The organism is Cytobacillus oceanisediminis 2691 (assembly GCF_007678455.1).
Taxonomy (GTDB): domain Bacteria; phylum Bacillota; class Bacilli; order Bacillales; family Cytobacillaceae; genus Mesobacillus; species Mesobacillus oceanisediminis_A.
This window is the reverse complement of sequence record NZ_VEEP01000001.1, coordinates 406,030-419,359: the sequence shown is the minus strand read 5'-3', so window position 1 is coordinate 419,359 and position 13,330 is coordinate 406,030. Positions and strand designations below refer to the sequence as shown.

11 protein-coding genes are annotated in these 13,330 nt (G+C 42.7%); 7 read left to right on the top strand and 4 right to left on the bottom strand.

The window, feature by feature from the left end; genetic code table 11:
- The first annotated feature begins 60 nt into the window (after positions 1 to 60).
- Entirely contained in the window at positions 61 to 249 is a 189-nt protein-coding gene (locus FS736_RS02060) for a YkvS family protein (protein ID WP_023615106.1), read from the top strand.
- 97 nt (positions 250 to 346) lie between these two features.
- Here the strand turns inward: FS736_RS02060 and FS736_RS24795 are convergent, their stop codons facing one another.
- A complete protein-coding gene (locus FS736_RS24795; protein ID WP_222125050.1) occupies positions 347 to 463 on the bottom strand; it encodes a DUF6254 family protein in 117 nt (38 codons plus the stop codon).
- A gap of 125 nt (positions 464 to 588) precedes the next feature.
- On the opposite strand from FS736_RS24795, the gene FS736_RS02055 reads away from it, so the two are divergent.
- Together FS736_RS02055 and FS736_RS02050 are read left to right on the top strand one after the other, a co-directional pair.
- Positions 589 to 1,200, top strand: coding sequence for a CPBP family intramembrane glutamic endopeptidase (locus FS736_RS02055; RefSeq protein ID WP_144474689.1), 612 nt, complete (start codon positions 589 to 591; stop codon positions 1,198 to 1,200).
- A gap of 171 nt (positions 1,201 to 1,371) precedes the next feature.
- Positions 1,372 to 2,031, top strand: a complete 660-nt coding sequence (locus tag FS736_RS02050) for a hypothetical protein (RefSeq protein ID WP_144474688.1) — start codon at positions 1,372 to 1,374, stop codon at positions 2,029 to 2,031.
- Between the two features lie 223 nt (positions 2,032 to 2,254).
- Here FS736_RS02050 and FS736_RS02045 read toward each other — a convergent pair whose 3' ends face one another.
- Positions 2,255 to 3,304 (bottom strand): YkvI family membrane protein, encoded by a 1,050-nt coding sequence (locus FS736_RS02045; RefSeq protein ID WP_144474687.1) that lies wholly within the window; start codon positions 3,302 to 3,304, stop codon positions 2,255 to 2,257.
- Between the two features lie 410 nt (positions 3,305 to 3,714).
- Here FS736_RS02045 and FS736_RS02040 point away from each other — a divergent pair, with 410 nt between their 5' ends.
- Both FS736_RS02040 and FS736_RS02035 read left to right on the top strand, forming a co-directional pair.
- Positions 3,715 to 5,868: an ATP-dependent Clp protease ATP-binding subunit gene (locus FS736_RS02040; RefSeq protein WP_144474686.1), complete on the top strand. Its 2,154-nt coding sequence runs from the start codon at positions 3,715 to 3,717 to the stop codon at positions 5,866 to 5,868.
- A gap of 126 nt (positions 5,869 to 5,994) precedes the next feature.
- Positions 5,995 to 9,021, top strand: a complete 3,027-nt coding sequence (locus FS736_RS02035) for an efflux RND transporter permease subunit (protein WP_144474685.1) — start codon at positions 5,995 to 5,997, stop codon at positions 9,019 to 9,021.
- 450 nt (positions 9,022 to 9,471) lie between these two features.
- On the opposite strand, the gene FS736_RS02030 is transcribed toward FS736_RS02035, so the two are convergent.
- Positions 9,472 to 11,166 carry a M3 family oligoendopeptidase gene (locus FS736_RS02030; protein WP_144474684.1) on the bottom strand — a complete coding sequence of 565 codons (1,695 nt, stop codon included), beginning with the start codon at positions 11,164 to 11,166 and terminating at the stop codon, positions 9,472 to 9,474.
- 146 nt (positions 11,167 to 11,312) lie between these two features.
- Positions 11,313 to 11,750 (bottom strand): MarR family winged helix-turn-helix transcriptional regulator, encoded by a 438-nt coding sequence (locus FS736_RS02025; protein ID WP_079508228.1) that lies wholly within the window; start codon positions 11,748 to 11,750, stop codon positions 11,313 to 11,315.
- Between the two features lie 262 nt (positions 11,751 to 12,012).
- Here FS736_RS02025 and FS736_RS02020 point away from each other — a divergent pair, with 262 nt between their 5' ends.
- Positions 12,013 to 12,582 carry a LemA family protein gene (locus FS736_RS02020; RefSeq protein ID WP_144474683.1) on the top strand — a complete coding sequence of 190 codons (570 nt, stop codon included), beginning with the start codon at positions 12,013 to 12,015 and terminating at the stop codon, positions 12,580 to 12,582.
- Positions 12,582 to 13,322 (top strand): TPM domain-containing protein, encoded by a 741-nt coding sequence (locus FS736_RS02015; RefSeq protein WP_144474682.1) that lies wholly within the window; start codon positions 12,582 to 12,584, stop codon positions 13,320 to 13,322. The genes FS736_RS02020 and FS736_RS02015 overlap by 1 nt, the downstream gene beginning before the upstream one ends.
- Positions 13,323 to 13,330: the final 8 nt, after the last annotated feature.

Here is a 13,330-nt window from a genome sequence, read left to right as displayed (position 1 = left end):
CATTGAAATATTTAAGGCAAAATGTTAGTAATTCGAAATATAACGAAGGAGCGAGGTTATTTGAAGAAAGCTGAAGTTGGAAATGTAATCGAATTCAAAGAGGGATTACAGGGAGTTGTGGAAAAGGTAAATGAGAATTCTGTCATTGTTGATTTAACATATATGAACAATTTCAGGGATTTGGAACTGGACCAGCGTACAGTAATCAATCATAAAAATTATAAAATTGTAAAAGAAACAGCCTATTAATATATTTTATGCAAGAAGAAAAAAGCAGCCTTTGCTGCTTTTTCTTCTTTGGTAAACATTCCGGCTGCGGAGCTGCGTTCCGGCTCTTCAAATTTTTCTATTCCTTTGTTTCTTTGCCAGCTAATTCCTTGTACGATTTAACTTTCCCGTGAGGATGCTGGTCCTGTTTGCGGACAGTCCAATTACGCTCCTTTTCGCGTTTCGATTGAGACATGCTCTTTCCTCCCATCGTTTTTCGTTCTGTCTTAACATACCCCATCTTGTAGAAATCTTTTCCTTACAACTTTAATGAATTATTTGGTACAATAAATTTTGTTTCTGGAAAGGGGTTTATCGAGAATGAAGAAATGGATGGCGGATCCCAGACTGATTCTGGGCATTTTAATCGCGCATCTTCTTATGTTTTTTACCTTCGAGGATCAAAACGTTTTCTGGTATATTTTCACAGCTTCAATGCTTGTTCTTATAAGCTTTTCTATCATCCATGAAGAAATCGAGGACAATGCATCCACACTCACTTATTTAACATTAGGAATTGTTTCAGGAGCAGGCTTATTTGGTCTCTTTTGGTTCGGAAGTTTATTGATCGAATTGCTGAACCTGCCTTTTTCAGGTCAAATCACCCGCCTGTACAGCAGATTTTCTCCTGAATTATTCTGGCATTATATTGTACTTGTCTTGATTATTGCTCCTGGAGAGGAAATTTTTTGGCGCGGATTCATTCAAAAACGACTTAGTCAATACTTTGGAATGAAAATGACGATTGGTTTATCTGTACTTCTATATTCTTCTGTCCATTTCTATTCCGGTCAGTTCATTCTGATACTGGCTGCAGTGATCGCCGGCCTTGCATGGAGCATTTTATATGCGTGGAAACGGAGCATGCCGCTCGTGATTGTATCCCATATTGTTTTTGATTTATTATTATTTGTTTTTCTTCCTCTCAGGTAGCAATGAAAATAATGAATAATGAAAATGACCCACGCTGGCTCGTGGGTCATTTTCATTATTGCCGGAAGAGACATGTCCATGTTATTTTGATAAGGGATTGTAACATTCTTTCTTTTTTTTTCGTCTAAAATTGTAGAAAACACCAAATGAAATAACAGGGGGCAATTCGACATGAACAAATTAGTAAAACCAATCGCACTCATTGGCTTGTCGGCATTTATCATTGCAGGCTGCGGATCCGCAGAAGAGTCTGAAAAAGCAGTGAAAAAGACACCTGAATCACAGCAGGCATCTGCACCGGAAGCTGCGAATGAAGAGCAGCAAGCGGCGGAACAGGAAAAGACCAATGAAGAAGGCCTGATCCGAATCATGGAACAGAACCTTGATTATACATTGAATGGAGAACAGAAGCAGCAAACCGGTTTTCTAAAGTATAACGATAATCAAAATTATTCAATGTATGTCTTGCCTGATTATGAATTGACAGCAGAAGAACCAAACAAAGATGTTCTGATGTTGACCGAGGATGACAGTATCTTCATGAGGATAGAACTGCTTCCAGCAGATGCAGAATGGGAAATGGTTGAAGAAAACGCAAAGGCGCAGCTGGCCGCAGTCGGGCCTGAGGTAAATGAAACTGAAATTCCTGAGGATCCATTTTTCAGCAATGCCTGGGGTATGGAAACAAAAAACGGAGCAGACAATGTTACCACCTACCTTATTAAAAATGAAGAACAGCCTTTGAAGCTTACTCTATTCACAAAAGAAGGTTCTGATCATCGTGATGCCTTCATCCAAATGGCGAAGACAATCATGAAAGAAGAGAAATAAATAAAAAAAGAAGGGCACCCCCCTTCTTTTTTTTAGGCTCTTTTCTCAAACTTTGTTGCTATTGACTACTAAATTGGATTGAATGACCTAGTTTTCTTTATAAAATTCAAGCTTATTATGAGAAAAGAGCTTGCACACTTAAAAACGAACTGCAAAATTGCTTATAGCACGTTAAAATCGGCTTTAAGATTTTAACAACAATCTTTACGAAAACAGCCTTTTTTTATGATCGATTTGTTAAATTGACAGGCTTCATCCACAGTAAGACAATGAATACTAAACTGATATAGCCGAATACCGGATACAGGAACGAAAGAAGTGTTCCATAATCAATCAAGCTGATGAAATAACAGATCAGGAAGAGAAAAGAGACAATCAGCATGCTTGGCACTTTTATATGTTTTTGTATCTGTCTTTCCAGACCATAGATATTGCCGATTACAGATGTGAAAATTTCACCATAAACAATTAAGACAAATATCCAATAAAGGCTGGCTGCCAGCTGTTTCATGATAACCGCCATCGGAATCTCGAATGTATCGAATCCTGGGAGCATAATCAAAGTCAAGTGACTTGAGAGCAAAATCAATGTCAGTGCAATTCCCCCAAGAATCCCCCCCCACTTAACTGTTTGATCGTCCTTTATCTCTGCCGCGACAGGTACAAGCACCGCCTGGGCAAGAGACAGGTTCAGTGCCGTATAGGAAAACGGGCCGATTACGGCTTTCCAGCCATCCTCGGCATATGGAATAAACACAACCTGTTCAAAAAAACCAGGCAATTTGACTGACAGGGAAAATAGAATCAGGCTGAATAAGATCATCATCGGAACCACAAAAGTATTAACTGCAAAAACGCCCTTTAGGCCGACTACCATTACTGCAAGTGACAAAGCAATCGTAACAATGATTCCAAGTGATTTCGATAATCCAAGCTGTTCCTCAAATACTGCCCCGGCTCCGGAAAGCATAACAGCACAAACGCCAAGAAGCATGAACAGCATCAATATATTAATGATCCTTCCAAAAAACCGCCCGAATAAATGCACATTCATTTCCTCGTATGAACGGGCACCGATGGCCGCAGCAATACGCATTAATTTAGCACCCATATATGTAAGAATGTATCCAGCCATGAACACTCCAATCAGTCCAAATATGCCAAAACGGGAAAAGAATTCAACGATTTCCCTTCCGGTCGCAAAACCAGCCCCCACCACAGTTCCGACATAAACAGCTGCAATTTGAAAGGCAGCACCCCAATTTGTTTTCAAAGCGTTCCCCTCCCTCTTCTCAATATATGTATGGAAAGACAAACCATGACGAGCTTTTTATTAAGCTCATTTCATGAACTCCGTTGCTTTCACATCATCAGTAAAAACAGCCTGCTCGGTTTTCGAATATTCCTTTCCATCCATCTCGGTGCACAGTCGAAAAGAGCCTCGAAGCCATATAGGGAGTTGAAAATGGAATTAGCCCGGAAAGCAATACTTTAGGCGAAAATAGCGTTTTATCATGAGGAGAGTATGCCCGCAATGTTATATTGAATTACCAATAATTTCTACAGACAAATATCTTGAAAGTCAAAGTTGGTCAAAGTATAATAAAGTTAAATTGATCAAAGATAGTCAAAGTCAAAGACTTTTTTGATTAAATATAGGAAAAATTTGAAGGAGGAATTTAAATGCTCTGCCAAAATTGCCAGGAAAAACAGGCGAATATTCAATTGAAGGTAAGCTTAAATGGTAACCAGAAGCATTTAATGCTCTGTGAAGACTGCTACCAAAAAGAGAGAGAAAAATTAGGTGCTTCACTCGGCAGCCCAATGTCCGGGTTTAACGGATTCGGAGGTTCGCCGTTTAATGATATGTTCAAACAATTCTCTGGGAATATGAATGATGAACCCCAGAATTCAAAACCTGCTTCTGTAACTAAAACAGCCGGCGGTGGGAATGGCTTTATTGACCAATATGGAAGAAACCTGACTCAAATTGCCAAGACAGGTTTGATTGACCCTGTTATTGGCCGGGACGAAGAAGTTAAACGTGTGATTGAAATATTAAATAGAAGAAATAAAAATAACCCTGTACTGATCGGTGAACCTGGTGTAGGTAAAACAGCTATTGCAGAAGGCCTTGCCTTAAAGATTGTCGAAGGTGATGTGCCAGAGAAGCTGAAGAATAAAGAAGTCTACCTTTTAGACGTCGCTTCAATGGTATCGAACACCGGAATCCGTGGTCAATTCGAAGAAAGAATGAAGCAATTGATTTCTGAATTACAGGCACGCAAAAACATCATTCTTTTCATTGACGAAATCCACCAGCTTGTAGGTGCAGGTTCTGCTGAAGGTTCCATGGATGCAGGCAATATCCTGAAGCCAGCACTTGCCCGTGGTGAACTTCAGGTAGTAGGTGCGACAACCCTGAAGGAATACCGCAAAATTGAAAAAGATGCAGCTTTAGAAAGACGATTCCAGCCCGTCCATGTACTGGAACCAACTGTGGACGAGGCAATCGAAATCCTGGCAGGAATTCAGTCCAAGTATGAGGATTTCCATCAGGTGACTTTTGCGGATGAGGCCATCAAGGCATGTGTCCAGCTTTCTCAACGCTATATCCAGGATCGTTTCCTTCCAGACAAAGCGATTGATCTAATGGACGAAGCAGGATCCAAGCTAAACCTGGTTTCTGACTATACAAATAAAAATGATGCTGAAAGCCGCCTTGCTGAAATTGCGAAGGAAAAGGAAGAAGCATTGAAGCAGGAAGACTATGAAACTGCTGCCAGGCTCCGTGATGAAGAAGCGAAGCTTGAGAAAGCAATAAACGAAAATGGCAATGCTGAACGACCTGTTGTAACAGTCAAGCATATCCAGGAAATCATCGAGAAGAAAACTGGCATTCCCGTCGGCAAGCTTCAGGAAGATGAACAGGAAAAGATGAAAAATCTTGTTGCCAACCTGAATGGCAAAGTCATTGGACAGGAAGATGCCGTGCAGAAAGTAGCCAAAGCGATCCGCCGCAGCCGTGCGGGTCTGAAATCAAAGAACCGTCCAATCGGCTCGTTCCTGTTCGTCGGCCCTACTGGTGTCGGTAAGACAGAGCTGACCAAGACTTTGGCTGAGGAACTCTTTGGTTCAAAGGAGGCAATGGTCCGTCTCGACATGAGTGAGTATATGGAGAAGCACAGTGTTTCCAAGCTGATTGGTTCTCCTCCAGGCTATGTAGGCCATGATGAAGCTGGCCAGTTGACGGAAAAAGTCCGCCGCAACCCATACAGCATCATTTTACTGGACGAGATTGAAAAAGCTCATCCAGATGTACAGCATATGTTCTTGCAGATTCTCGAAGACGGCCGCCTGACTGACAGCCAAGGCCGTACAGTAAGCTTTAAGGACACAGTCATCATTATGACAAGCAACGCAGGTGTTGGACATAAAACCATCAAGGTAGGATTTGACCAGAATACTGCTGTCAATGAATCAAGCATTCTCGATTCACTCGGAGGATTCTTCAAGCCAGAATTCCTGAACCGTTTCGACAGTATCATAGAGTTCAAGTCTCTTGAGAAGGAACACCTTCTTCAGATTGTGGATTTGATGCTTGCAGAGTTGAAAGAAACACTTGCAGAGCAGAATATCAGCCTTGAAGTGACAGTGGAAGTGAAGGCAAAACTGGCTGAGCTTGGATACCATCCAGCATTCGGTGCACGCCCGCTGCGTCGTTCCATCCAGGAACAACTGGAGGATTCCATTGCCGATTTCATTCTTGAAGCTCCGGAAGCAAACCAGTTGGAAGCGGTCATTGAAACTGACCAGATTATCATCAAGCAGAAATAATATTTATTTGATGCCCGAAGTTTTGAAACTTCGGGTTATTTTTATTTTTTACAGTTTAAAAATGAAAACTACATAGAAGGCATATAGAATAGAGTCATAGCTTTTTTATAGAAAAGAGGTATTCTAATGGGATTTTTGACAAGATTCAGTCTTAAAAATGCATTCGCTGTATTCATCATTTCATTTTTACTGATACTTGGCGGCCTGTACTCATTCACCAGGCTAAAGGTTGATTTGCTGCCAAATATCGAATTTCCCCAGCTCTCTGTGGAAGTCATATACCCGGGGGCTTCTCCGCAGGATATCAATGAACAAGTAACCGAGAAGCTTGAAACAAAATTCAAAGGGATCGATGGCATCAAGAAAATGCAAAGTTCTTCATTTGAGAGCATCGCCATCATCAATCTGGAATTCCCGTTTGATACTAAGCTTGATGATGCTGAGCAACAGGTCAACACCTTCATCAAGGAAGCTGGACTGCCTGAGAACGTGCAGACGAATATAAACAGATTCTCTTTTGGTACATTCCCGATTTTCAATATCTCCCTGTTTGCAAAAGGTGATGAAGATCTAGAGACTCTTGTAAACGAAGAAATCCTTCCGGAACTGAATAAAATCCAGGGAATAAACAGTGTTTCTGTTGGCGGCATGACCGATGACATCCTCCAGATCACCGTGGACCAGGAAAGAGCAGCACAGTTGGGGCTCAGTTTGAATGATATTAAAGAAACAATTGATTCCAGAAAATTAAGCTTCCCGGCAGGCAACCTGAACGAAAACGAAATCCAGGTTCCGGTACGGGTGCAGGAAAAAATAGAAAAAATTGAAGAGCTTGAAAACCTGGTGATCCAATCTAAATTTGTGCCTGATGCTCCCCAGGTAAAGTTAAGCGAGCTTGCCTCAATCAAAGTAGTAACTGAAAAACCGGAAATCACGCGATTTAACGAAAAAGAATCATTATCAATGGCCATCACGAAAAAGCAGGACGCGAATACAGTCGAAGTTGCTGAAAAGGTTTTAGCTGTCATCAATAGTTATGACGACCGCCTGGAATACGCAATTGGATTCGATTCAGCTGAAGGAATTGAAAAATCGGTCAACACTCTCGTCAAGGAAGGGTTGCTCGGTGCCCTGTTTGCTTCTGTTGCGGTATTGATTTTCCTGAGGAATTTCAGGGCAACGATTATCGCGATTGTCTCCATTCCGCTGTCACTATTGATTTCGTCGATCTTTTTAAACCAGCTTGATATTTCATTGAATATCATGACCCTCGGCGGGATGGCAGTGGCAGTAGGACGTGTCGTCGATGACAGCATTGTCGTCATCGAGAATATCTTCCGGAGGGTCCGGAAAACCAATCAGGGAATGACGGATGATCTGATTCAGGATTCAACTAAGGAAATCCTGAAAGCCATCACCTCATCTACGATTACGACCGTTGTAGTCTTCTTGCCGCTTGGCCTTGTCGGTGGAATTACTGGAGAATTCTTTTTGCCTTTCGCACTGACAATCGTCTTTTCACTGCTTGCATCCTTGATTGTTGCCGTCACGATCGTACCAATCCTGGCAAAGTTCTCTTTCAAGAGAGTGCCAAAGGAAGAAAAAGAAGGTGCCACGCAAAGAGCATATGCCTCTTCCATCAGATGGTCACTGAACCATAAAGCGCTAGTGATCTTCCTGTCAATTGCCCTGCTTGCAGGTTCGGGATTCCTGGTTAAAGGACTTGGTTTCACATTTATACCAAACGAGGAGCAAAAGCTGCTTGTTGCTACATTCCAGCTGCCATCTTCTACTTCACTGGAAAAAACAAATGAAGTTTCGCTGAAAGTCGAGAATATGTTCGCAGAACAAAAAGAAATCAATGATGTAACCGTCGGAATCGGAAGCCGGGATTTTCAGACTGGTCTAAAACGCCAGAACCAGGCGAACTATTTTATCAGCCTTGGAGAAGGAGCGAGTGTTTCTGAGTTCATTCCGAAGCTCGAGAAAGAAATGGAAGATACAGTCCTTTCCCTCGAGCCGGATGCGAAAATCGGCATCCAGGAGCAGTCAACAGGTGGACCTCCTTCCAATAACAATGTCAATATCGACTTATATTCTACTGACCTAGCCGCCTTACAGGATGCAGCAGCAAAAGTCGAAGATTACATGAATAAGCAGAATGACTTAAAATATGTTTCTAACAACTTTTCTGAAAAACAAAAACAGGTACTGGTCGATATCGACCCAGAAAAAACAGCGCAGCTTGGTCTTTCGGGCTTCCAGATTCTCGGCACCATCACGGATAAAACAAAACCAGTCGATGCCGGTACCTTGCCGCTCGATGGCGAAGATCGAAAAGTTTCGATTATCTATGATGAGCAGTCCGAGACAATCGAAGATTTAAAAAATACCATGATTTTCACCCAGCAAGGACCTATTCCAATTACAGAAATCGCGAGAATAACCGAGACAGAAGCATTTACCTCCATACAGAAACTGGATGGCAAAATTTTCGCCCGGGTTTCTGCGCAGATCGATTCCAATGATATCAGGGCCGTTTCGACTGCTGTCATTGAAGGGGTCAAAAATGATATCGACCTTCCAGATGGAGTTTCACTTGAAGGCGGCGGCGGAAGCGATGAAACGGTTGAAACCTTCACTCAACTGGGAATCGCAATGGTTGTGGCCATCGGGCTGGTCTACTTGACGATGTTGATTACCTTCGGGCAGGCAAGGATTCCGTTCATTATCCTATCCTCCCTGATATTTGTCCCAATCGGTTCCCTCCTGGGATTGTGGATTGCCGATGAACCCATGTCAGTCAGTGTCATGATAGGCTTGCTGATGCTAATTGGAATCGTTACGACCAATGCCATTGTCATGGTAGACCGTATTGGCCAGAATCGAACCGAAAAAGGAATGCCTGTACGTGAAGCTTTAATTGAGGCAGGAATTACAAGGCTCCGTCCCATCCTGATGACCGCTTTTGCAACAATCGCTGCATTGATTCCATTGGCACTCACCACCTCATCAGGCACCCTGATCTCAAAAGGGCTGGCAGTAACCGTAATCGGCGGACTTACCTCCTCCACCCTGTTGACATTAATCCTGATCCCAGTGATCTATGAAGTCTTCTTCTTCAAACAAGTGAAAAAAGAACGCAGTATGTAAGACTGAAGCCCGCATTTAGGTGCGGGCTTTTCCTATTGAATCAGCAATGGGGAAAGTGTAATCACCGAATAAGAAGGAGTTGTTATCTCAATGCCTTGAAGCCTCTAAACTCAATCATTCATCAGAAGTGGCATTGGTGGCCTGTTTTCTTCAGATTCCTAAAAAACGGACACCAATAATGGCTATTGGTGAACTGATTTCTTACGATTCATAAAAAGCGGGCACCAAAAGCGGTTAAATGCCACTAATAATACCAACAAATTCAGCTATTATCCATTTCCAGGTATACACTCTGCAGTGACTATCAACGAAAATCTATTCAGTCCCAGATAACGCTTAGATGTCGGGAACCATAAATTGCATAATAGAAACAAAAAACTGCAGTCAAACTGGATTTCCATCAAGTTTGTCTGCAGTCTATAGTGTTGCCCGCAGGCTCCACTTTTCTTTTTACAATTTACTGTCTTCGACTGATTCCAGCCAGCTGTCGATTTCGCCTATCACTGACTCGACACAGCCTTCTTCAAATGGTGATATCAGGTTTGCTTCCTTCACAAGTTCGGTGAATGCCATGCTTCCGCCGAGTTTGCAGAGGTTAGCATAGTCATTCCAGGCTTCTTCCTTGTTTTCCCTTGAACGCTTCCAGAATTGGAATGCACAAATTTGTGCAAGCGTGTAATCAATATAATAGAATGGCGAGTTGTAAATATGGCCCTGACGCTGCCAGAATCCGCCTTCTTCCAGATAGGTGTTGCCATCATAATCTTTGTGCGGCAGATATTTTTTTTCGATTTCACGCCATTGCTGTTTTCTCTCTGCAGGTGTTGCCTCGGGATTCTCATATACCCAGTGCTGGAATTCATCAACAGAGACTCCATATGGCAGGAACAGCAGGCCGCTGCTCAGGTGAGAGAATTTGTACTTATCGGTATCTTCTTTGAAAAATAGATCCATCCATGGCCATGTGAAAAATTCCATGCTCATAGAGTGTATTTCACATGCCTCATATGTTGGCCAGTTATACTCTGGAATCTCAAAATGGCGGCTTGAGTATACCTGGAAGGCATGCCCTGCTTCATGTGTCAGGACATCTATATCCCCTGAAGTTCCGTTGAAATTCGAGAATATGAACGGCGATTTATAGTTTTCAATATATGTGCAGTAACCCCCACCGGCTTTCCCTTTCTTGGCAACCAAATCCATCAGGTTGTTATCGTTCATATATTTGAAGAACTCACCTGTTTCAGCCGAGAGTTCATCATACATCTTCTGGCCGTTTTCAATGATCCACTCCGGACTTCCCTTCGGTGCAGCATTACCCGTCTTGAAATCGAATGGTTCATCATAATATTTCAACTCATTGACACCAATTCGATTTTTCTGGCGTTCCTTCAACTTCGTCGCTACAGGTACGATGTATTTATGGACCTGGTCACGGAATGCCGCTACCATGCTGCTGTCATAATCCGTTCGGGACATACGGTAATAAGCCAGCTCGACAAAGTTGCTGTAGCCGAGTTTATGTGCCATTTCCGTCCTTACTTTTACCAGTTCATCATAAATGCGGTCAAACTCTTCTCCATGCTCTGAGAAAAATGCGAATTTCGCTTCACTGGCTTTTTTCCTCGTTTCACGGTCCTTTGACTCTGTAAATGGATCAAGCTGAGCAAGCGTCCTTTCTTCTCCTTCGAACATAATTTTTGCTGATGCTACAAGCTTTGTATATTGGGTAGAAAGTTTATTTTCCTTTTGCATCAAAGGAACAATTTCCGGAGAAAATTGCTTCAATTGTGCATCAGCAAGTGCGAACAGCTGCTTTCCCCATTTCGCTTCAAGCTCGGCACGGAATGGAGATGACATAAGTGCTTCATAATATTTTGTCACTAGACCTTCTACCTCTGGTGCCAGTTCATCAAGAAAATCTTGCTCTTGCTTATAAAATTCATCTTCAGTATCAATCGAATGACGGATATAGCAAAGATTGAACATGGTTCCGACATCATTTCGCAGGCCATTGATTCCATCCATAGCAACACTTTGTTCCTCAACCGTTCCGGCATTCTTGAATTGTTCAAGAAGCTGATCGAATTTAGCCGTCACTTCGTCCAAATTCGGCCGTGTATATGTATATTCCTCAAACCTCATCGTATTGCCCCCTTTATCTATATAAGGGTGAAAATTCACCCCATCTCCATCCTATTCTACGGATGGTCCCTTTTTTCCTGTTTAATGCCTTGTCTTTTCGAAAAATTTTATTGCCAGGATAACAAAAAAAACGGCAATCGCCGTTTTTAATATTTGCTTACAGATAGACCCAGCTTTTTTAACAGCTCGATCGCCGTACCTTTTTCATCATCTGACAGGCTGTCCATCAATTCGTGAATTAAGGCGCTGTGTTCTGGAAAAATTTCTTCTATTAATTTTTTTCCGTCTTCTGAAATTTTTGCGTATGTCACTCTTCGGTCTTTTGGACATGCCACCCGATTTAAGTAGCCCTTTTCTTCAAGCTTGTCCACTACATAGGTGATACTGCCGCTTGCAAGCAGGATCTTCCCGCCGATTTGCTGGAGTGGCTGCTCACCTTTATGGTAGAGAAGCTCAAGCACGGCAAACTCCGTTGGGTTTAGTCCATTCTTTTGGATAACCTTATTCACTTTTTCATTAACTGCCCGATAGGCACGGGACAATACAATAAATAATTTTAAAGATTTTTCTGTCTCATTGTTCATGCGTATTCATTCCTTTACCTTTAACGACTAATCCATAACTAGAGTATATCTGAATTTGTTGTTTTTATCAGTATTTCCCTTAATTTTATCATGAAAAACTATTTCGATTCATTATCCAGGTGAACATCGGGAAAGATTAACCCATGCAAAAAGTTTAAAAACATGTCTAATGAGGGAAAAATACGGTCATCTGCATAAACATCAAGGCTTTCGTTTAACCATTTTAGCGAAAGCCTTCAACAGAGAATTGGGAGTGTCTTGGATGAAAAAAGGTTTAGGAATTGTTATTGGTTTATTGGTGATACTGGGAATTTTCATCATGATGGGTGTTGGCAGCTACAATAAATTTGTCGCTGAAGAAGAGAATGTCGACCAGGCTTATGCCCAGATAGAGAACCAGCTGCAAAGAAGGCTGGACCTGATTCCTAATCTGGTGAATTCAGTAAAAGGATATGCCTCACATGAAAAAGAAGTGATCCAATCGATTTCAGATGCCCGCGCAAGGCTGGCTGGCGCAAATACACCAGAAGAGCAGGCAACCGCAAATGCTGAATTGTCAGGTGCATTAAGCAGATTGTTAGTGGTGGTCGAGAATTACCCAAACCTGAAAGCGGATAAGCAATTCACACAATTGATGGACGAGCTTGCCGGCACAGAAAACAGACTGGCTGTGGCCAGGAAGGATTACAATGACCAGGTGTCCATATACAACAAAATGGTTAAACAGTTTCCAGGTGCCCTTATCGCAAACATAACAGGATTTGATGAGAAGGAATATTTCAAAGCAGACCCTCGGGCACAGGAAGCTCCTGAGGTTGACTTTGGAGGCTGATGATGACTCCAAAAAGATTCCCCGGATTGGCAGCACTGCTTGGCATCCTGCTCTTGCTGCTTCCATCCGGTGCAATCGCGGCACCAAGTGAGATACCGGCACCTGTTGGAGATATCTATGTCCAGGATTTCGCGGACGTTTTAAGTGAAAATGAAGAAATCCAATTACGAACCATCGGCCGGTCGATTGATGACCAGACAACCTCACAGATTGCTGTTCTGACCGTAGATTCGATCGGGGAGAGAAGCATCGAGGAATATTCCGTTGAGGCATACCGTAAATTTGGCCTGGGAACCAAAGAAAATGATAATGGTGTATTGCTTGTTATTGCCATGCAGGAAAAGAAAATCAGGATTGAGGTCGGTTATGGACTTGAGGGCGTCATTCCTGATGGCAAGGCAGGGAGAATCCTTGACGAATACGCTATTCCCCACTTGAAAAATGGCCAGTCAGACCTGGCAGTAATGAATACGTACCAGGCACTAGCTAATGAGGTGTCAGGTACGAAAGAATATGGGAGCGCCCCGAATGATGTTCAGCAGCAGCAGGATTTCCCCATCCCTTCCTGGCTGCTTATCATTATCGTAGTCGGTGTGATCATCCTCGATTTCATGTTCTTTGGCGGTACCCTCACCTATATGCTTCTATCGATCATTTCAAGAGGCGGCGGAGGGGGTGGAGGGCCCCGGGGAGGAGGAGGCGGTTCCTCGGGTGGCGGCGGATCAAGCCGCGGCTGGTAAGTGGCGCC

Bases quoted from the DNA above. Each gene is read 5' to 3' on its own strand.
- FS736_RS02055 (WP_144474689.1), top strand. From the start codon at position 589: ATGAAGAAATGGATGGCGGATCCCAGACTGATTCTGGGCATTTTAATC.
- FS736_RS02035 (WP_144474685.1), top strand. From the start codon at position 5,995: ATGGGATTTTTGACAAGATTCAGTCTTAAAAATGCATTCGCTGTATTC.
- FS736_RS02020 (WP_144474683.1), top strand. From the start codon at position 12,013: ATGAAAAAAGGTTTAGGAATTGTTATTGGTTTATTGGTGATACTGGGA.
- FS736_RS02040 (WP_144474686.1), top strand. From the start codon at position 3,715: ATGCTCTGCCAAAATTGCCAGGAAAAACAGGCGAATATTCAATTGAAG.
- FS736_RS02050 (WP_144474688.1), top strand. From the start codon at position 1,372: ATGAACAAATTAGTAAAACCAATCGCACTCATTGGCTTGTCGGCATTT.
- FS736_RS02015 (WP_144474682.1), top strand. From the start codon at position 12,582: ATGATGACTCCAAAAAGATTCCCCGGATTGGCAGCACTGCTTGGCATC.
- FS736_RS02025 (WP_079508228.1), bottom strand. From the start codon at position 11,750: ATGAACAATGAGACAGAAAAATCTTTAAAATTATTTATTGTATTGTCC.
- FS736_RS24795 (WP_222125050.1), bottom strand. From the start codon at position 463: ATGTCTCAATCGAAACGCGAAAAGGAGCGTAATTGGACTGTCCGCAAA.
- FS736_RS02030 (WP_144474684.1), bottom strand. From the start codon at position 11,166: ATGAGGTTTGAGGAATATACATATACACGGCCGAATTTGGACGAAGTG.